The following is an 18,182-nucleotide window of genomic DNA, read 5'->3' as shown; positions in this document are numbered from 1 at the left end:
AGTCAGTCGGTGCCGGTCTCGTCCCAGGGATCGATCAGCACAAGGCCGCAATCATCGAAGTCTTTGAGATTGCGAGTCGCCAGACGGGCACCGCGCGAGCGGGCGATGCCGGCAATCATCGCGTCGAATGGGCAGGTTGGCCGACCGATGGCGCGAGGTGCGGCTGCAATGTCCGCGTGTGCATCTGCGGCATCGCTGTCGTAGTCCAGCACCCGCCCATCCAGCGTCAAGTCGAACAGCGCCCTCAGGCCCCTGAGCAGGGCGTCCTTGCGTCTCCCGGCAGGTAGGCGCTGGGCGCCGTAGAACAGCTCGCTACGCGTGATGGTCGAAGTGAAGAGCGCCGCCACTGGCTGCCCGGCGATCCAATCGACCACATGTGCACTGGGCGCCGGCTTGAACAATTCCGTGATGACGCTGGTGTCCAGCAGGATCATTTGCCGAAGTCCGGTGGCTTGCGCATGGACTCACGTGGGGGCAGTTCCAGCTCTATTCCGCCGAGCGGGTCGACGATGGCGCGGATTGCGTCATACAGCGATTCCCCACTCTCCGGCTTCGTGGACAAGGCGGTGCGAAGGATGCTTCTTGCCTCGCCCTCCATCGAGCGTCCGTGCTTGGCGGCTTGCACCCGCAGCCGGGCTTTGAGGTGGTCGTCAATGTTCCGGATGGTCACGGTTGCCATGCCCCGGCTCCTGTGCAGTCAACGACTGCTGTCTGTCCGTTGATCCTATGGACGTCGCAGCGCTGCCTGTTCGGCAGAAAATCGTGGATGCGAACTCAATGGACAGGAGATTTCCCTGAGCTGCCTTTCGGCAGGAGAGAGTGACTATAGTCCAGAAAGCACTATGGAAGGAAAAAATTAAAGTTATATCAATTGATAGTAGATTGGTCATAGCGATACGCTGCTGCTTGTGTGATCCGCCCCGGTAGGTGGTGGAAGCCAAGACCCAGCTGTCTTGGCTGGTGAGACGCGAGATTGATATCAAGGATGTTGCTGACTGACAGGGGAAAGCAGATGACTGATCCGAACGAGAGGCGCGAAGTCTTCCGCTCGGCGATTGCCGCGTTCATTTGGGAGCGGCGAGAGGCCAAGCTGAAGGGCAAGGAAGAGGATGCTGCTGCAGCATCAAAGTACGACTATGGAACGTGGTTGGCTGATGCAGCCCGCCGGGTAAGCCAGATCCAGGCGGTCACCCACGTGCTCAAGGCCACCCATCCCGATGCGCGCGGCAGCAGCCTGCGCGTTACGCCGGACAGTCTGCCCAGGCGCGCCGAGGTCGGGACGCACCTCTTGGGTGATGACTACGCCGAGGATGTGGTCGGCAACGCGGCCGCATTGGATGTATTCAAGTTCCTCAAGGTCGAGATAGACGGCCGTCGATTGCTGGACTGGATGCGGGACGATGACACCGACCTGCGCAACGCCCTGCATCCCGACCCTGATATCGCCAGAAGCTGGATGGAGGCGTTCGGAAGCCTGGTGCGTGGTGACACTTCTCCCAGTTCGCATGAGGCCGCCAAGCAGGTCTATTGGCTCGACAGTGGCGATGCGTCCAGCGATGGCAACTACCATCTGCTGCAGCCAATGTTCTCCAGCAGCCTCGCCCATGCAGTACACGCAGAGATCCAGGAGGCCCGCTTCGGCGAGGGCAACAAGCTGGCACGACGCGCGTTCCGGGCAAAGGAAGCGCATGAGACGCCCTATCGTGACTATCGGAACCTGGTTGCCCGCAAGCTCGGAGGTACAAAACCGCAGAATGTAAGTCAGCTCAACAGTGAGCGACGCGGCGTCAACTACCTGCTTGCCTCGCTGCCGCCGACATGGACCCGTGAGTCGCCAGGGAACCTGCTCCGCATGGAGTCGGTCCTGGACAGGTTTACGCACTTCGACGGCGTCCGCCCGCTGGTGAAGGCGTTGGCAGACTTCCTTCTCGCCGATCCGCCCCCGACGATGGAGACGCGGGAGAAGCGCGAGATCATCGAGCAGGCGATTGGTTTCCAACTGCCGGTATTCGCTGCCGGTATCCAGGCGCGTCTTGAGCCGGGCTGGACCCGCGATCCCGATTGCCAGCTTCCGCTCTGCGAACAGGTGTGGCTGGATCCGGAGCGCGTTGAATTGCCCAACCGGGAGGACCCGGCCCATCCGGAGTGGACGGAGAGGGATGTAGAGTTCCGCGCTGTCTATGAGTTCGGCGATTGGCCGGACGAAGTCGCCGGGCGTTTTGCCAACTGGCTCAACGCAAAGCTGCGTGATGCCGGGCTGACGACCGTGGGCGATGCGGAGTACAGGCACTGGGCCAAGCAGGCGATCATCGACGCAGCGTGGCCGGTGCCGATGCAGCGGCGGGCGCCGGCAGGAGAGACGGCATGAGCGCCTGTCCCGATTTCGAGAACCTGCTGGTGCTGCCTCGGCTGCGGGTCCAGAACGCCAATGCGGTTTCCAGCCCGCTGACCCACGGCTTCCCGTCGATGACCGCGTTCCTTGGCCTGATGTGGGCGCTGGAGCGCAAGGCCCGCGGCGCCGGGTTGGATCTTGGGTTCAAGGCCGTTGGCACGGTCTGCCACGACTACCAGGAGCAGGTCACCGAAGGCGGATTCGTCAAAGCCTTCCGCCTGACCCGCAACCCGGTCGGCAAGGACGGAAGGACCGCCGCCATCGTCGAGGAGGGCCGGATCCATCTGGAGCTGAGCCTTGTCTTTGCGATACGTAGCGAGCGTTGGAGCCGGGAGCCGGATGCACGGGTCGCCGACATTGCCGTCATTGTCGATCTGCTGGCAGGCATGCGGATTGCAGGAGGCAGCGTGCTGCCGCCGGCACACCCGGGGCGGTTCCGTTACCAGCCCTGGAGCATCGATCTCAGCGGTACCGAAGATGACCAGCAGGCCGAGTTCCGCAAGGCGCGTATGCGGCTGTTGCCGGGTTTTGTCCTGGTGTCGCGTGACGACCGGTTGGAGAGTCGGCTGATTGAGCTTCAGGCCGGGCAGCCGGCCGCCACCCGACTGGACGTCTGGCTATCGCTGTCGCGCATCAACTGGCGCCATCAGCCGGCGAACAAGGATGAAAAGGCGGGGTGGGTCAACGACCGCAAGGACCAGGGCTGGATCGTGCCCATCCCGGTTGGTTATGGCGCACTGGGTGAGTTGCATGCGGCGGGCACGGTCGCCAACGCACGCGATGCGTCCACGCCTTTCCGCTTCGTCGAAAGCCTGTACTCCATCGGCGAATGGGTCAGCCCGCACCGTCTGCAGTCGGCCCATCAGATGCTCTGGTACGCCGACAGCCAGCCCGGCGCCGGGCTCTACCGTTGTCGCAATGACTACCAGCCGGCTGCCACTGCGCTTGAGCAGCTTTACGACTTCGACTGACTGTCCACCACGATAAGGAATCCAATCATGGCCAAAGACCTCAAGACTGCTTCCGTCCTCGCCTTCGAGCGCAAGCTCGACCCGTCCGATGCGCTGTTTTATTCCGGAAGCTGGTCCACGCGTGATGCATCCGTCGACTGGGCGCCGGTGACCATCCGTCCCAAGTCCGTGCGCGGTACCATTTCCAACCGCCTCAAGACCAAGGACCAGGACCCGGCCAAGCTCGACGCCGCCATTGAGAACCCGAACCTGCAGACGGTCGACGTTGCCACCCTGCCTGCGGATGCCGACACCCTGAAAGTGCAGTTCACCCTGCGCGTGCTGGGCGGTACCGGTGAGCCGTCGGCCTGTAACGATGCCGGTTACCGGGACAAGCTTGTAGGTACCGTCAGCGGTTACGTCGAGGAGCATGGCTTCGGCGAACTTGCCCGCCGCTATGCCGCCAACCTGGCCAACGGACGCTTCCTGTGGCGCAACCGTGTCGGGGCCGAGCAGGTCGAGGTTCAGGTGGCCCACCTGAGGGATGGCAACCCCGCTGCCCAATGGTCCTTCGATGCGCTGGACCACTCGTTGCGTGAACTGGCGGCGCCTGCGGACGAGGCATCGTCGTTTGAGAAGCTTGCCTCGCTTCTTGAGTCCGGCCTGGCCGGTACTTCACACGTCCTGGTCCAGGTCACCGCCTTCATCCGTGCCGGCGCAGGACAGGAGGTATTTCCCTCGCAGGAGCTCATCCTCGACCGTGAACGGGGGGACAAGAGCAGGACGCTTTACGATGTTGCGGGAGTGGCTGCGATGCACTCCCAGAAAATTGGAAACGCATTGCGCACCATTGACACTTGGTATTCCGGCGCTGACGGAAACGGGCCAATTGCGGTAGAGCCCTATGGTTCGGTCACCACTCAGGGCAAGGCCTGGAGGCAGCCGAAGGAGAAGCAGGACTTCTATAACCTGCTCGATGGCTGGATCATCAAGGACAAGGCCCCGGAGCTGGAGCAACAGCACTTTGTTGTTGCCACGCTGATCCGTGGTGGCGTTTTCGGTGATGCGGGCTGATGCCATGGGTCATTACCTGGACATTCGCCTCCGCCCTGATCCTGAGCTGGCGCCGCCGCACATCCTCAGCGCCCTGTATGCGCGATTCCATCGCGCCTTGGTGGAACTGGGGAGCCAGGACATCGGGGTAAGTTTCCCCGCCCACGACGATCGCCGGCCAACTCTGGGCAACCATGTGCGTGTGCATGGAGTGGAATTGTCCTTGCAGGCGCTCATGGCGACCCCCTGGCTCCGGGGGATTGAAGATCATCTCGAGGTTGCCGGGATTGCTGTCGTGCCAGATGGCGCCCGCCATCGCGTCGTCAGCCGTGTCCAGCCGAGCAGCAGCCCCGCTCGCATGCGGAGACGCGCAATGCGTCGACATGGCCTGGACATGGATGCGGCTGAACGCCGCATTCCGGATAGCGCAGCGGAGCGGCTGTGTTTGCCCTTTGTCCAGCTCGGCAGCCGCAGTACCGGCCAGGCACGGTTTCCGTTGTTCATCCGGCATGGACCCGTGGCCGAGCAACCGATCCCGGGGACTTTCAGCAGCTATGGATTGAGTGGCGATGCTACTGTTCCCTGGTTCGGACCTTAAATTTACAAGCGGATCCTAAGCTAATAAAATCAAACGTTTACGGGCCGGTCTCCAGGAATGGTAGCCGGCCTTTTTTTGCTGGAATGTAAGATCAATCAAGGGCATGGCGAGATAAGGCTCTAGTTCACTGCCGCATAGGCAGCTCAGAGAACCTGCTCGATGGCGGCATACGTAGAGGGCACGTTCACTGCCGCATAGGCAGCTCAGAGATCATCCCGGTACAGGAACCCGATCTGGTCGGCGTTCACTGCCGCATAGGCAGCTCAGAGAAGAGAGATCAGCCACAGCCCGAACGCGATCCAGTTCACTGCCGCATAGGCAGCTCAGAGACCAGGCAGCGGGACCACCACCGCGACGATTGAGTTCACTGCCGCATAGGCAGCTCAGAGAATATCCACCACCTGGCCAACTGTGCTGGAAGTGTTCACTGCCGCATAGGCAGCTCAGAGAACTGGGGGATGGAGATCAGCTTCACTTCTACCGTTCACTGCCGCATAGGCAGCTCAGAGATCGACGCTCACGCTGATGGGAGCAACCAATGCGTTCACTGCCGCATAGGCAGCTCAGAGACGGACGGCGCGCAGGTAGTCGGTGGGCGTTTCGTTCACTGCCGCATAGGCAGCTCAGAGAACGAGGTGATCGAGAACTTCACCCGCCGCCCTGTTCACTGCCGCATAGGCAGCTCAGAGAGTGCGCACAGGCCGGCCTCGAGGTTGGTGCCCGTTCACTGCCGCATAGGCAGCTCAGAGAATAGCGGATGAGGCGCTGGCGCGAGCCAAGGAGTTCACTGCCGCATAGGCAGCTCAGAGAAGATAGATCGGGCGGCGGGCGCGTTTGGCGCGAGTTCACTGCCGCATAGGCAGCTCAGAGAGCCAAGGCTCAACCCCCGAGCGCGCCCGTGGGGTTCACTGCCGCATAGGCAGCTCAGAGAAATCGGGAGGGAGGCGAGAGCCGGAAGGCGAAGTTCACTGCCGCATAGGCAGCTCAGAGATGTTCGCGGATCCGGCGCCAGGTGGTGCTGTTGTTCACTGCCGCATAGGCAGCTCAGAGAACCAGAGCACCACGGACACGGAAGGCACCAGGGTTCACTGCCGCATAGGCAGCTCAGAGATAAGCGTGGAAGAGACCTGGAAGCCCACCGAGGTTCACTGCCGCATAGGCAGCTCAGAGATGCGCGGCGAACGCGCCGGCGTTCTCTAGGGCGTTCACTGCCGCATAGGCAGCTCAGAGATGGTGGAACGGGCAGCACGCCTTGAACTCCGAGTTCACTGCCGCATAGGCAGCTCAGAGACAGCAGCTCATGGCGCGCAGCTGGTTCCGCGACTTCACTGCCGCATAGGCAGCTCAGAGAGGGTATGGCCACGTTCTCGGCCAGCCACTTCAGTTCACTGCCGCATAGGCAGCTCAGAGACGGAACGCTCGGCAGACTTCCTCGATCCCGAAGTTCACTGCCGCATAGGCAGCTCAGAGATAGCGCGATCCACTTGACGTCGACAGTCGACCGTTCACTGCCGCATAGGCAGCTCAGAGAGTAGACGTGCGCTGGATTGCCCTCGGCGATACGTTCACTGCCGCATAGGCAGCTCAGAGAGGCGAGAACCTGCTGGGCATCCTGCCGCAGTCGTTCACTGCCGCATAGGCAGCTCAGAGACCTACGGCAACCCCAACGCCACGCCCATCCCCGTTCACTGCCGCATAGGCAGCTCAGAGATGCAGGTGGTAGGGAAATCCGCGCAGCTGCACGTTCACTGCCGCATAGGCAGCTCAGAGATCAGTGGCCAGGCGCTGCGGGAGATCCTCAAGGTTCACTGCCGCATAGGCAGCTCAGAGAAATCGCGATTTGCATTCGTAGCGTCTCGCCCGGTTCACTGCCGCATAGGCAGCTCAGAGATGGCAGTGCCAGGGTGTAGGTGTCGGCACCAGGTTCACTGCCGCATAGGCAGCTCAGAGAAGTCTCGCGGGCGAGGATGGCTTCGGCGGCTTGTTCACTGCCGCATAGGCAGCTCAGAGAACCACGCCCACGTGCCGGCCTTCCGGGGTGTTGTTCACTGCCGCATAGGCAGCTCAGAGATTGGCATCAAACGGTGCCGTTGTAGGCGCTGGGTTCACTGCCGCATAGGCAGCTCAGAGAACCCGGCATGAGCCGGAGGACATCATCGTATGGTTCACTGCCGCATAGGCAGCTCAGAGAATGCAGGAGCTCGAGCGGCTCTACATCAGCAAGTTCACTGCCGCATAGGCAGCTCAGAGAACCTGGTGGCGCGGCGGGACGTGAACTTGAACGTTCACTGCCGCATAGGCAGCTCAGAGAATCATGTCCGCCTCCAGCAGCGCATCGCACTCGTTCACTGCCGCATAGGCAGCTCAGAGAATCAGGACTTTGGAGGCGTGCGAGACCTTGGCCGTTCACTGCCGCATAGGCAGCTCAGAGAGCGAACGTGGCCGCACAGCACGGCAGCGACGAGTTCACTGCCGCATAGGCAGCTCAGAGAAGATTCAAGTGGTTCCGCGGCCCGCTGTTCACGTTCACTGCCGCATAGGCAGCTCAGAGATACGAGCTGGCGCTGGACATGGGCCACAGCAGGTTCACTGCCGCATAGGCAGCTCAGAGACTGCTCGGCCGGGCTGGAGCCATCGGCTTTGAGTTCACTGCCGCATAGGCAGCTCAGAGAAGATCCGGCACATGGCGCGGATCTCGCGCGCCGTTCACTGCCGCATAGGCAGCTCAGAGACTTGGGCATGCGGAACATGCAGCCGTCCAGGCGTTCACTGCCGCATAGGCAGCTCAGAGATACAGCGTGTACCGCGGTCGGCGATCGCTCGCGTTCACTGCCGCATAGGCAGCTCAGAGAGCAAATGACCCGGCGCCCGGTGGCCGCCCACGGTTCACTGCCGCATAGGCAGCTCAGAGATCATCCACGGCTGCGGGCTGCTGGGCGAGGGCGTTCACTGCCGCATAGGCAGCTCAGAGATGAACGAACCTTTCGGAAACTCCGAACAGTTGGTTCACTGCCGCATAGGAAGTTCAGGAGCCGGGTCAGTCGGCGTTGGTAATTAAGCCCGCGTGGCTGGTAGCAGGTGATGAACCCGAACAGCCGCACGTGGTTGATCGGTGACCGCGCACGGCCTTTGGGTGTGGGCGCGGGTGAGGTCCTTGCCGCGTGACTTGTGCTCGATCAGCAGCACGCCCTTCCACAGCAGGTCGATGTAGCCGTCGCGTCCGTCCAGCTTCTTCACCCGGCGCTCGAAGTTGGCTACCCGCCGGCGCGAGACTCCGAAGATATTGAAGAAATCGTCCCAGAAGCTCTTGGCCTCGGCGTGCTCGTTGGCTTCATCCGCCCATTCGCGCGAGAAGCGCAGGGCGCGATCCTTGATCTCGTTCCAGCTCAGCGGCATGTGGTCCCTCCCCCTATGCCGCCATGATGCCGAAACCAGCGGTCGCTTGCCGACATCCCTCCGGTTACCACAAGGCCGGTTCTGGCTGCGCTTCGTGATCGCACATCTTCACAGCCCATCCACGTACTTCAACCTCAGCTGAAGGCGGGTCATGAGGCCCCCATAAACCCCGCTATATTCGAATACCCCACACGAAGGAGGATTGCCATGTTCCCGACCAAGAAGCATCTGGCGATGGCGCGTACGCTCGGCGTGGCGATCGTCGCCGCCGTCGGCCTATCCGCTTGCGCTACCTATAGTGACGAGTTTGCAGGCATCAACTCGCGCCTCGATCAACTCGACACGAGGGTGCAGGGCGCGGCCCAGAGCGCCGAGTCCGCCAACCAGTCCGCGCAGCAGGCCAACCAGCGGCTGGATCAAATGGAAAGCCGCGTCCAGCAGCTCGAAACGGCCCCGCGCCGCGTGCCGCGCGGTTAGTCGCTCCTGAACCGGGACCGGTGGCCTTTGCTGGCCATCGGTCTCCTTGGTCTTCCACCAGTCTTCGTTCCAGGGAGCCGTCCCATCCGTACGTCCTTACCCCCTGCGATCCGGGCCGTTGTTGTTGCGCTGGCGCTGGCGTTCGCAAGCTTCGGCGTGGCAAACGCCGAGGATGCCGTCGCGCAACCTGTCGCCGCCGTCGACCAGCTTCCACGAGGCCAGGATGTGTCCGACACGGTGATCGAGCTCGCGGGCTGGGTTGTCGCAGCCGAGGACAACCAAGGCTATCCATTCGCGGTCATCGACAAGGCGGCCGCACAGATCCTGGTGTTTGGCGGTGACGGCCGGCTTCGCGGCGCGGCACCCGGGCTGTTTGGCTCGGCGAGTGGCGATCATACGGCCCCAGGTATCGCCGGTCTTGCGCTTCGCGAGATTCCGGGCCGGGATCGCACGACGCCTGCTGGTCGCTTCGTGGGCGGTTACGGTCCGTCGATCGACGCCGGGCGCGTGCTGTGGGTGGACTACGATTCGGCGGTCTCCATCCACCCGACCGCGACTGGCGTCCCGGCCGAGAGACGCGCCGAACGCCTTGCATCGCCTTCGCCCGACGACAACCGCGTCACTCATGGCTGCATCAACGTCTCGCCGGAGTTTTACGAGGGCGTCATCCGTCCGACGTTCGAGCGGGGCGGGGTGTTCTATGTCTTGCCGGATGAGGCGTCGATGGCGGAGCTCTTCCCGGAGTTCGCGCAAGGTCGCGCGACGACGCAACGCAACGATTGAAGACGCGCACGGCCCGCCCGCCAGTGAAGGGCGCGTCGGAATCTATAAGGGCGTAATTCGCGCTCGCTTCATCGCCCCGGAAAGCTCAACGGGGTGGTCGCGGCTGTCGGATATCCGGGGGAGAATAGCCGCCCATGAATATCAGGTCTTCCTCCCCCTTCCTGCCGCTGCGCAATTTCATCCTGTCTGCCGGAGAGCGGCGCTGATGGATCGCAGGGCTTTTCTTGCGTTGGCGGCCGCCGCTGGCGCGCCACTGGCATTGCCCATCCCGGCATTCGCCCTTTCACCCCCGCCGGCGCCAAGCCCGCTGGATCTTGGCCCGCTGGAAGCCCGTCATGGCGGGCGCCTTGGCGTCTGCGCGATGGGGCCAGGCCGGGTGGGTTGGCGCATGGATGAGCGCTTCGCCTACGCCTCCACTTTCAAGCTGTTCCTGGCCGCCTGCGTGTTGGATCGCGTGCAGCAGGGAGCGGAGCGGCTGGATCGTGCCATTTCCATCCGCGAGCGCGACATGGTGCCCCACGCCCCGGTCACCGGCCCGGCGGTGGGATCCAGCCTGACGATCGAAGCGCTGTGCAAGGCCGCCGTGGAAATCAGCGACAACCCCGCGGCAAATATCCTGCTGCGCGAGCTCGGCGGGCTGGAAACCTTCCAGGCCTGGTATCACGGCATCGGCGATGAGGTGACCCGCGTCGATCGCTACGAGACCCAGCTCAACAGCGCGCTGCCCGGTGACCCGCGCGATACCACCACCCCGGCGCAAGCGGTGGCCAACCTCGACCGGGTGCTGCTGCGCGGCCTGCTGGCACCGGAGCTGCTGGCGAAGCTGCAAACCTGGTTGGTGGAGACCACGACGGGTCCGGGCCGGATCAAGGCCGGCGTGCCGAACGGATGGCGCGTGGCGCACAAGACCGGCACCGGGGCGCGCAACAGCTGCAACAACATCGGCGTGGCTTTTCCGCCGACCGGCGCACCGGTGGTGATCGCTGTGTACTACACCGGCGCCGAGGCCAGTCCCGAAGCACTGGACGCCGTGATCGCCGAAGCCACCCGCGCTGCATTCGTGGCGCTGCGGCGTGTCTGACCCATCCATGAGGCCGGTGCCGGGGGCGCCGAGGCTGCGGGCGCCGGAGTGGTTCGTGTTCGGCCTGATGGCCAGCGTCACCTTCGTGGGGCTGCTGTCGGAGCTGATCCCTTCGGGGATCCTGCCGCAGATGACCGAAGACCTGGGCGTGTCCGAATCCCACATCGGCATGCTGGTGGGGGTGTACGCGCTGGCGTCCGCGGTGTGCACCATCCCGCTGGTCACGGCCACCCTGACGGTCAACCGCAAGCACCTGCTGCTGGTGCTGCTGGCCGGCTTTGCCGTCTCCAACATCGTGGTGGGGCTGGCTTCTTCCTATGCGGTGATGGTGGGCGCGCGCATCGTGGGTGGCGTATGCGCCGGGGTGATGTGGCCGATGATCGCGGCCTATGGCACGCGTCTCGTTCCCCCCGAGCGGCAGGGCTGGGCCATCACCGTGATCCTGGCCGGCAGTACCCTGGGTATCAGTGTCGGCCTGCCTGTCATGACCCTGGTAGGGCTGCAGTTCGGCTGGCGCACGGAGTTCCTGGTGTTCGGGCTGGGCGTGGTGCTGATCGCGGCGCTGTGCCACCTGTACCTGCCGGCCGTGCCAGGGGAACAGCGCACCCGCAGCAACTCCCCGCTGACCCTGCTGAAGAACCGGGCCATCCTGATGGTGATCCTGCTGACCTTCCTGTCGGTGACCGGGCACTACGCCGTGTACACCTACATCGCGCTGCTGGTGGAGACGGTGCAACTGGCCGGCGGCACCGGCATGGCGCTGCTGGTGTTCGGCATTGGTTCGGTGATTTCAGTGGTGGCTTCCGCCCGGGTCATCGACCAATGGCTGCGGCCATTGGTGGTGTCCATGCTGGTGCTCAGCGCGGTATCGATGCTGCTGTTCCTGGCCTTTGCCCGCACGCCCGGCATTGCCCACTTCACCTTCTTCCTGTGGGGCGTTTCCTTCGGTCCGCTGGGCGCCATGTACCAGACCGCCATTGCCCGGCAGGTGGACCGCGGCAGGGACGTGGCCACTTCGCTGCAGTCCAGCGTGTTCAATTTCTCCATCATGCTCGCCGCCGGGATGGGCGGCGTGCTGTTGGTACGGCTGGCGGGTGCCGGAGTAAAGGGGATCGTGTGGATGGCGCTGGGGTGCTTCGTACTGGCGGCATTAGTGGCACTGCTGGCGAAGCAGACGCTGCGCCGGGCATAGCTTCGCCGGCCTTGCCCGCGGCGGTACCGCTGGCGTGACCGGCGAGGCCTGCTGTCACGAAGGCTGCTGTCAGCGACCGCGCCAGCAGCGTTGTTCGATCACGCGCTCGCCCTGGGCTTCCTGGCGGTTGCCCTGCACATGGCGGCCGATGGCTCCGCCGGCAACAGCGCCGCCGACCGTGGCGGCCTTGCGTCCGCTGCCGCTGCCCACCTGATTGCCGACCAGGCCGCCAATCACCGCGCCTGCGGCGGTGCCTACAATGCGGTTGGGATCGGACGTGTCGCGGGCAACTTCAACGTTCTCGCAGATCACCCGGGTGCCGTCGTTGAAGGTGCGGCCTTCGTCCCGGGGGCCATAGGTCTGCCCCTGGGTCGGCGCATAGCCCTGCGTTCGGACCGGGGCCTGGGAGTGGGCGCACCCGGCTGCGGCGATCGAAAGCGCGGACGCGATGGCAATGTGATGTAAACGCATCATGACGTCGTCCTCTGTTTGTGGTGTGGACGATCGTCGCGCGCTGGGCGGCCACGCGCCGTGAATCACGGCGCGCGGTGATGGGTTGGGTTCAGATGCGTCCCTAACCCAGTACCACGATCAGCAGAAGCGCATAGCCAAGCACCGCCAGTACCGCGTGGGCGAGTACCAGCCAGGCCGGCAGGAGGCGCTGTTTCCACTTGTAGGCCAGGCTCAGCACCGAACCGCCGCCGGCGGCGAGCAGAAACAGCAGCAGGGCAGCGAGGGCCAGGGCCGGGGCCCCTCCCACATAGGCGGTGTACGCCAACAGGGTGATGCCGGCAGCGGCAAGCAGGCCGTGGAGCATTGCGAGCCATGCAGGCGGGTTGCGCTTTCCCGCGAACCGGATTCCGGCCATGGCCAGGCCGCCGAGCGCGGCTAAGGTGAACAGCACGACTGCAGCTTGCAGCATGTCCATCGGATCGATCGGATTCATTGCATGGCTCCTTGGTGGTGGGTCCAGCTGGTCACGGATCACGTACTGTTGCCGGGTAGAACGTATTCAGCAGGCGAAACCGGGCACGACGCATCCCAGGCTCCAAAAATGAGCGTGGCTCCGCGAGGTCATCGCGGAGCCACGTTGGACTCACCTGTAACAGCAGTTGGTTGCAGCTGGGCTGCGCACTGGGTCAGTCAGCGGCGGCTTCTTCCTGCTCCGGCTGCTGGTCTTCGGCTTCGACCTCGGTCCCGGTCTCGGGACCTTTCAAGGGGTTACTGAATGGCTCAGAAGAGAGCTCATTCAGCAGGGATCAGAGCACCACGATCCCGGGATCGCGCACGTCGATCCAGACGCTGCGGGTATCGCCCGGGCTGATCAGGTGCAGGCTGTGATGCGGCACGGCTTTCGGGATCGTCCTGGTGTAGGTGCGGTCGCCGTAGCGGTATTGGATGGTGATCTGCATGACCGGCAGCTCATTGATGAAGGCGTTGCTCTGTCGCACCTGCAGCACCCGGGCATTGACCTGTGAGCCTTCGATTTTCAGCCGGGCCAGCAGCGGGGCGGTATCGCGCGCGGCGGCAGCGTAGTCGAGGTGGAACCGGATCATCAGGTACGACAGCACGACAATCACCGGGGTGGCGATGCCCGCGGTCAGGTAGAACGGTCGGCTGGGGCCGTACTCCAGATATGCGGCGATGGGGATGCAGGCCAGGATGACCGGGACAAACAGGAGGAAATTGTCGGCCAGCAGCCTTCCCGACCCTGCGATGTGCTTGAGCATGTCACCTTGCATTGGCAGCGGGCCATCCGGGACTCACCTATAACAGCGGGTTGTTGCAGCTGTTGGTCAGGTGGGCCACTGACGGGCTGCATGCAGGACCCGCAGGACGCGCAACATCTCACCAGTGATGTCGTAAATGAGGATGTAGTTCGGGTGGACGACCAGTTCGCGGATCGCCCTGCGGTTGCCAAGGGCGGCGCGCGTCCATACCAGCTTCATGAGTGTCCGCGGGAGCCTGTCTGCGCCGCTCGGAGGCCGGCCCGCCATGCGGCCGCGTCGGCTTCCACGTCCTGGCTGGAGACGACATCGCCCGCGTTCGCTTCTTCAATGCCATGCCGCACTTCATTACGGAACCAGGCGTTGTATTCGATGGAGTTCTCCTCCTGGCGAACGAATTCACGCATGAAGTCGCGCAGAAGCTGCGCGCCGGAGCGGTCGCGCGCCTTGGCGGCCTTGGCGAACTCGGCCTTCAGGCCTTCATCCACCCGGAAAGTGAAAGTGGCGTCGCTCATGTTGGGGCCTCAGCGTTGTGTTACATGCGATGTGCATCGTAATTCATCCCCGCATGCGCGGGGATGGCCCGGACTTCACCGAGTCCGACCGTGATGTCCAAAATTCCCCGATGCGGGGTGAGGTGCAGCGAATGGCGAAAGCCAAGAACGAAAACGGCGGTGCCGAGGTGGCGGCACCGCCGATCTATTCAAACAACTCTCTGACGGACGTCAGTCAGCCGCAGCTTCTTCCGGCTCCGGTCCCTGGCCCTCGATGCCCTCGGCCTCAAGGGCTTCGGGCAGGCCGTCCGTTTCCGGCTGCTGCGGCATCTGCGCCGGGCCACCAATACGTGAGACGCGCCAGATGATGTTGGCCAGGTCATCGGCAATGATCACGGCGCCGCGCGGATCCACGGTGACGCCCACGGGGCGGCCGCGGGTGGTGCCGTCGTCGTCGCGGAAGCCGGTGGCGAAGTCGATCGGATCGCCGGCCGGCTGGCCGTTGCTGAACGGTACGAACACGACCTTGTAGCCCACCGGGTCCGAACGGTTCCAGCTGCCGTGCATGCCCACGAAGGCGCCGTCGGCGAACTCCGCACCCATCACGGGGCTGGAGAAGTCGACCCCAAGCGAGGCCACGTGGGCACCGAGGCTGTAGTCCGGGGTGATGGACGCGGCCACCTTCTCGGGATTCTCGGGCCGCACGCGGTCATCCACGTGGTTGCCCCAGTAGGCCCAGGGCCAGCCGTAGAAACCGCCTTCCTGCACCGAGGTGAGGTAATCGGGCACCAGGTCGGGGCCGATTTCGTCACGCTCGTTCACCACCGCCCACAGCACGCCGGTGTCGGGCTGGATGGCCAGTGCGGTGGGGTTGCGAAGGCCGGTGGCGTAGGGACGGTGCATGCCGGTTTCGGCGTGGATTTCCCAGACCCGGGCCCGGTCCTGCTCGGCCAGCATGCCGCGTTCGGTGATGTTGCTGTTGGAGCCGATGCCCACGTACAGGAACTGGCCATCCGCGCTGGCGGCCATGGCCTTGGTCCAGTGGTGGTTGATCGCGGACGGCAGCTTCGCCAGCTCTTCCGGCGGGCCGCTGGCCTGGGTCATGCCCGGCTGGTAGTCGAAACGCACCACCGCGTCCTGGTTGGTCACGTACAGGTTGTTGTCGATCAGGGCCAGGCCGTAGGGGGCGTTGAGGTTGTCGGCAAACACGGTCTGCAGCTCGTATTCGCCGTCGCCGTCGCCGTCGCGCAGGAGGGTCAGGCGGTTGCCGCTTGGCACCGATGTGGTGCCCGCACCCTTGATGGGCCCGGCAATAATATCCTTGGGCTTGAGGCTGGGGGCGTTGCCGCCACGGCCTTCGGCCACCAGGATGTCGCCGTTGGGCAGCACCAGCGTCTGCCGGGGGATGCCCAGGTCGCGGGCGATGGCGCGGACCTCGAAGCCTTCCGGCACGACCGGCAGCTGGTCGCCCCATTCGTCCGGGCTGGCGATGACCATCTGCGGCAGCAGGCCGCGCTTGGGCTGGGGCAGGTCGGGGTTGGTGCCGTATTCCAGTTCCGGCTTCGGAGCCGGGTTGCAGGCGGCCAGCATGACCGCCGCTGAGCCGGCTACGGCAAACAAGGCAAGGCGCTTCATTTCACTTCTCCGATGCGCGGGCCACAGAAGGCAAGGCAGAGCGCCACGACGCTGAGCACCAGTACGATCACCGACATCACCAGGCCGGCGGGCATGCTGGCCCAGGCGTCGCGGGCGTGCTGCAGGGCATTGAAGAAGCCCACGATGAAGGTGGCCAGCAGTACCAGCAGGTACAGCACGCGGTTGCGGGTGCGCCGCGCCGGGGTCAGATCGAACAGCGCGAATACCAGCGCTACCCCTGTCCACACCAGACCGCCGACGATCAGCCAGGAGGCGAAGTTCTGCCACTGGATTTCGAACGTGCGGAAAAAGGCGAGGTCACTCAGCGCGGCGCCGCCGAACAGCGGCAGGATGCCGGCCACGAAAATTGCATGGATCGGATGGATCGGGTGCACGCTCCGGACGGAGGTGGTGTAGGCCATGCCAGTTCTCCCAAGGATCACAGTGACTGGATCGGTCCGAGACTGCCATGACCGATTTGATGATTGCGTGCAGGTGAACGGGGTGCCGGAGATGAACCGGCCTCGTTGCGTGACGTTTGGGGGGCAGCAGCGGTCCCCGTCTGCGGCCCGTTCGCCGGACACGACGTCCCAGTGTAGTGCCGTCATGGACCTCCGGAAGGATTATGAACGGAACACTGCGATGCCGGCAGGCCGGCTGCCAAGGCAGGGCGGGTGTGCGCATTGCGCCCCCACGCCGGCGATCCAGCTGCGGTCACTGGATGGTGAACTGGCGGGTCTCCACCACCTCGTCGTCGACACTGACTTCAAGCGTGTAGCTGCCCATGGGCCAGCCGTCGGGGTTGGTGATGCGGAAGCTGGTCACGTCCTGGCCGGAGAACGCGAAACGCTCCGAACGCTCGTCCACCAGCTGTTCGCCCTCGCCATCGTCAAAGGTCCAGCGCACCGCCAGCGTGCCCATGGTCTCGCCATCGGCGTCGTTGTTGGTGGTGATCGAGACGTGGATGTCGTCATCGTCAGCGGCAAAGCTGGTCGCCGGCTCGGCGATGGAGTGGTCGTCGCCGACGTCGGTGCCCAGGGTCACATCAGTGACCCGCACGGTGGCGGCCGGGGCTTCGGGTTCCGACATGGCGGGCGGCGTTTCGAGTGCGTCGATGGCCGGGGTGGCGGTGCTTTCCACCTGGGCATCCTGGTTGCAGGCGGCCAGGACAAGGCAGGCGGCCAGCAGGGAAGCGATGGTCAAGGCGTTGCGGTTCATACGGGGGTTCCTCCAGCGGATGCGGTGGGCTCAGGGAATCCTGAGGGTCTGGCCGGGCCGGACCAGGTCGGGGTCATCCAGCTGGTCCCGGTTGGCTTCAAAGATCTCTTCCCAGCGGTTGGCGTTGCCGTAGAGCTTTTTGGAAATGGCCGACAGGCTCTCGCCCTCGACCACCGTATGGGTCTGCCCCATCGGCTGCCCGGCGTTGGTGCCGGGGACCTGGCGGTCACCAGGGTCTGCGGGTGGGGAAATCATTCGGACTCCATTGCATGCAGGGCCGGGAGCCCGGATCGTCACACAGAGACCGTTAAGCCGGCATGCCGGCGCAGTGAAGCGCCGGGCGGCCGGTTTCCGCGCCGGTTACTGCCTGGGGTCGCGTGCTGCCTGCGGCGCCGCCTGGCCCGGCATCGCCCGCCACGGGTTGATGTCGAGCCCGCCGCGCCGGGTGTAGCGCGCTTCAACCGACAGTGCCGCGGGCTGCAGGCAGGCGAGCAGGTCCGTGAAGATGCGCTCCACGCACTGCTCGTGGAATCCGGAATGGTCACGGAACGAGACCAGGTAGCGCAGCAGGGCGGCGCGATCCAGCCGCGGTCCCTGGTATTGGATGTGCACGCTGCCCCAGTCGGGCTGGCCGGTGACCGGGCAGTTGGACTTGAGCAGATCCGAGCGCAGGGTCTCGCTGACCTGGTGGGCCGGGTCGGCCAGCAGCAGGGAGGCATCGGGCGGGCCATAGGTGGCGATGTCGATGCTCTGGCCGTCGATGGATCCCGCGTCGTCGCTTTCCACTACCGGGGGCAGGCCGAAGGCCACTGCCACCGGGGCCTGCGCGGTGCGCGAGAGGTCTTCCACCAAGCGCTCGCGCAATGCTTCGGCGCTGTCAAAACGGCTGGCGTTGAGCGAGTTGAGGTAGAGCTTGAGCGACTTGGATTCGATCAACTGCGGGGAATCGGCCGGCACCAGGAAGGTGGCGGTATCGACCACCGGCTTGCCGCGCCCGTCCAGCCAGGCCAGCTCATAGGCGTGCCAGCGGTCGTGGCCGGTGAAGGGCAGGCCCGCGCTTGGCAGGCGCAACCCGGCCCGGCCCTGGGCGCGCGGGATCGGGAACAGCAGGTCCGGGTCGTAGCGGGCCGGGTAGGCGACCTCGCGCCCGAGGCTGGAATCTTGCGGTGTGTTCATGGGACCAATT

General features: G+C 64.4%; 21 protein-coding genes and 1 CRISPR repeat array. Of the genes, 8 read left to right on the top strand and 13 right to left on the bottom strand.

Annotated features, from left to right (window positions below; genetic code table 11):
• Window positions 1-2: 2 nt before the first annotated feature.
• Entirely contained in the window at window positions 3-434 is a 432-nt protein-coding gene (locus ACW7G3_RS04465) for a PIN domain-containing protein (RefSeq protein ID WP_456981336.1), read from the bottom strand.
• Entirely contained in the window at window positions 431-679 is a 249-nt protein-coding gene (locus ACW7G3_RS04460) for a FitA-like ribbon-helix-helix domain-containing protein (RefSeq protein WP_456981334.1), read from the bottom strand. Before ACW7G3_RS04460 ends, ACW7G3_RS04465 begins: the two co-directional genes overlap by 4 nt.
• Before the next feature lie 333 nt (window positions 680-1,012).
• On the opposite strand from ACW7G3_RS04460, the gene csy1 reads away from it, so the two are divergent.
• The 4 genes from csy1 to cas6f are packed head-to-tail and all read left to right on the top strand — an operon-like array spanning window position 1,013 to window position 4,993.
• Entirely contained in the window at window positions 1,013-2,368 is a 1,356-nt protein-coding gene (csy1, locus tag ACW7G3_RS04455) for a type I-F CRISPR-associated protein Csy1 (RefSeq protein ID WP_456981333.1), read from the top strand.
• Window positions 2,365-3,363: a type I-F CRISPR-associated protein Csy2 gene (csy2, locus tag ACW7G3_RS04450; RefSeq protein WP_456981332.1), complete on the top strand. Its 999-nt coding sequence runs from the start codon at window positions 2,365-2,367 to the stop codon at window positions 3,361-3,363. Before csy1 ends, csy2 begins: the two co-directional genes overlap by 4 nt.
• A gap of 27 nt (window positions 3,364-3,390) precedes the next feature.
• Window positions 3,391-4,416 carry a type I-F CRISPR-associated protein Csy3 gene (gene csy3, locus ACW7G3_RS04445; RefSeq protein ID WP_456981331.1) on the top strand — a complete coding sequence of 342 codons (1,026 nt, stop codon included), beginning with the start codon at window positions 3,391-3,393 and terminating at the stop codon, window positions 4,414-4,416.
• A gap of 4 nt (window positions 4,417-4,420) precedes the next feature.
• Entirely contained in the window at window positions 4,421-4,993 is a 573-nt protein-coding gene (gene cas6f, locus ACW7G3_RS04440) for a type I-F CRISPR-associated endoribonuclease Cas6/Csy4 (RefSeq protein ID WP_456981330.1), read from the top strand.
• A gap of 122 nt (window positions 4,994-5,115) precedes the next feature.
• Window positions 5,116-8,025: a CRISPR direct-repeat array (repeat unit 28 nt; unit sequence GTTCACTGCCGCATAGGCAGCTCAGAGA).
• Window positions 8,026-8,047: 22 nt separating this feature from the next.
• On the opposite strand, the gene ACW7G3_RS04435 is transcribed toward cas6f, so the two are convergent.
• Window positions 8,048-8,389 (bottom strand): type IIL restriction-modification enzyme MmeI, encoded by a 342-nt coding sequence (locus ACW7G3_RS04435; protein ID WP_456981328.1) that lies wholly within the window; start codon window positions 8,387-8,389, stop codon window positions 8,048-8,050.
• A gap of 207 nt (window positions 8,390-8,596) precedes the next feature.
• Between ACW7G3_RS04435 and ACW7G3_RS04430 the strand changes: the two genes are divergently transcribed.
• The 4 genes from ACW7G3_RS04430 to ACW7G3_RS04415 all read left to right on the top strand — a co-directional run bounded on the left by ACW7G3_RS04430 (window position 8,597) and on the right by ACW7G3_RS04415 (window position 11,922).
• Entirely contained in the window at window positions 8,597-8,866 is a 270-nt protein-coding gene (locus ACW7G3_RS04430) for a hypothetical protein (protein ID WP_456981327.1), read from the top strand.
• A 129-nt stretch (window positions 8,867-8,995) separates the two neighbouring features.
• Window positions 8,996-9,649 (top strand): hypothetical protein, encoded by a 654-nt coding sequence (locus ACW7G3_RS04425; protein WP_456975887.1) that lies wholly within the window; start codon window positions 8,996-8,998, stop codon window positions 9,647-9,649.
• A gap of 205 nt (window positions 9,650-9,854) precedes the next feature.
• Entirely contained in the window at window positions 9,855-10,730 is an 876-nt protein-coding gene (gene bla, locus ACW7G3_RS04420) for a class A beta-lactamase (protein ID WP_456981326.1), read from the top strand.
• Window positions 10,723-11,922: an MFS transporter gene (locus ACW7G3_RS04415; protein ID WP_456981324.1), complete on the top strand. Its 1,200-nt coding sequence runs from the start codon at window positions 10,723-10,725 to the stop codon at window positions 11,920-11,922. The genes bla and ACW7G3_RS04415 overlap by 8 nt, the downstream gene beginning before the upstream one ends.
• A 69-nt stretch (window positions 11,923-11,991) precedes the next feature.
• Here the strand turns inward: ACW7G3_RS04415 and ACW7G3_RS04410 are convergent, their stop codons facing one another.
• The 10 genes from ACW7G3_RS04410 to queF all read right to left on the bottom strand — a co-directional run bounded on the left by ACW7G3_RS04410 (window position 11,992) and on the right by queF (window position 18,172).
• A complete protein-coding gene (locus tag ACW7G3_RS04410) occupies window positions 11,992-12,393 on the bottom strand; it encodes a glycine zipper 2TM domain-containing protein (RefSeq protein WP_456981826.1) in 402 nt (133 codons plus the stop codon).
• Window positions 12,394-12,496: 103 nt separating this feature from the next.
• Complete coding sequence (locus tag ACW7G3_RS04405) at window positions 12,497-12,868, bottom strand: hypothetical protein (RefSeq protein WP_456981322.1); 372 nt, start codon at window positions 12,866-12,868, stop codon at window positions 12,497-12,499.
• Window positions 12,869-13,181: 313 nt separating this feature from the next.
• Complete coding sequence (locus ACW7G3_RS04400; protein ID WP_456981320.1) at window positions 13,182-13,652, bottom strand: hypothetical protein; 471 nt, start codon at window positions 13,650-13,652, stop codon at window positions 13,182-13,184.
• A 66-nt stretch (window positions 13,653-13,718) separates the two neighbouring features.
• Window positions 13,719-13,871 carry a type II toxin-antitoxin system RelE/ParE family toxin gene (locus tag ACW7G3_RS04395; RefSeq protein WP_456981319.1) on the bottom strand — a complete coding sequence of 51 codons (153 nt, stop codon included), beginning with the start codon at window positions 13,869-13,871 and terminating at the stop codon, window positions 13,719-13,721.
• Window positions 13,868-14,164 (bottom strand): CopG family ribbon-helix-helix protein, encoded by a 297-nt coding sequence (locus tag ACW7G3_RS04390; RefSeq protein ID WP_456981318.1) that lies wholly within the window; start codon window positions 14,162-14,164, stop codon window positions 13,868-13,870. Before ACW7G3_RS04390 ends, ACW7G3_RS04395 begins: the two co-directional genes overlap by 4 nt.
• A 210-nt stretch (window positions 14,165-14,374) precedes the next feature.
• Window positions 14,375-15,778: a PQQ-dependent sugar dehydrogenase gene (locus ACW7G3_RS04385; protein WP_456981316.1), complete on the bottom strand. Its 1,404-nt coding sequence runs from the start codon at window positions 15,776-15,778 to the stop codon at window positions 14,375-14,377.
• A complete protein-coding gene (locus ACW7G3_RS04380) occupies window positions 15,775-16,200 on the bottom strand; it encodes a DUF2231 domain-containing protein (RefSeq protein WP_456975621.1) in 426 nt (141 codons plus the stop codon). The genes ACW7G3_RS04385 and ACW7G3_RS04380 overlap by 4 nt, the downstream gene beginning before the upstream one ends.
• 292 nt (window positions 16,201-16,492) lie before the next feature.
• On the bottom strand, window positions 16,493-16,996 hold the full coding sequence (locus tag ACW7G3_RS04375; RefSeq protein WP_456981314.1) for a hypothetical protein: 504 nt from the start codon (window positions 16,994-16,996) through the stop codon (window positions 16,493-16,495).
• A 30-nt stretch (window positions 16,997-17,026) separates the two neighbouring features.
• On the bottom strand, window positions 17,027-17,251 hold the full coding sequence (locus tag ACW7G3_RS04370; RefSeq protein ID WP_456981312.1) for a LysM peptidoglycan-binding domain-containing protein: 225 nt from the start codon (window positions 17,249-17,251) through the stop codon (window positions 17,027-17,029).
• Window positions 17,252-17,356: 105 nt separating this feature from the next.
• Window positions 17,357-18,172: an NADPH-dependent 7-cyano-7-deazaguanine reductase QueF gene (gene queF, locus ACW7G3_RS04365; protein ID WP_456981310.1), complete on the bottom strand. Its 816-nt coding sequence runs from the start codon at window positions 18,170-18,172 to the stop codon at window positions 17,357-17,359.
• Window positions 18,173-18,182 lie beyond the last annotated feature (10 nt).

It is taken from the genome of Luteimonas sp. A478, assembly GCF_054052025.1.
The sequence above is the reverse complement of the archived record's forward strand: the minus strand, read 5'-3'. Positions and strand labels throughout refer to the sequence as shown.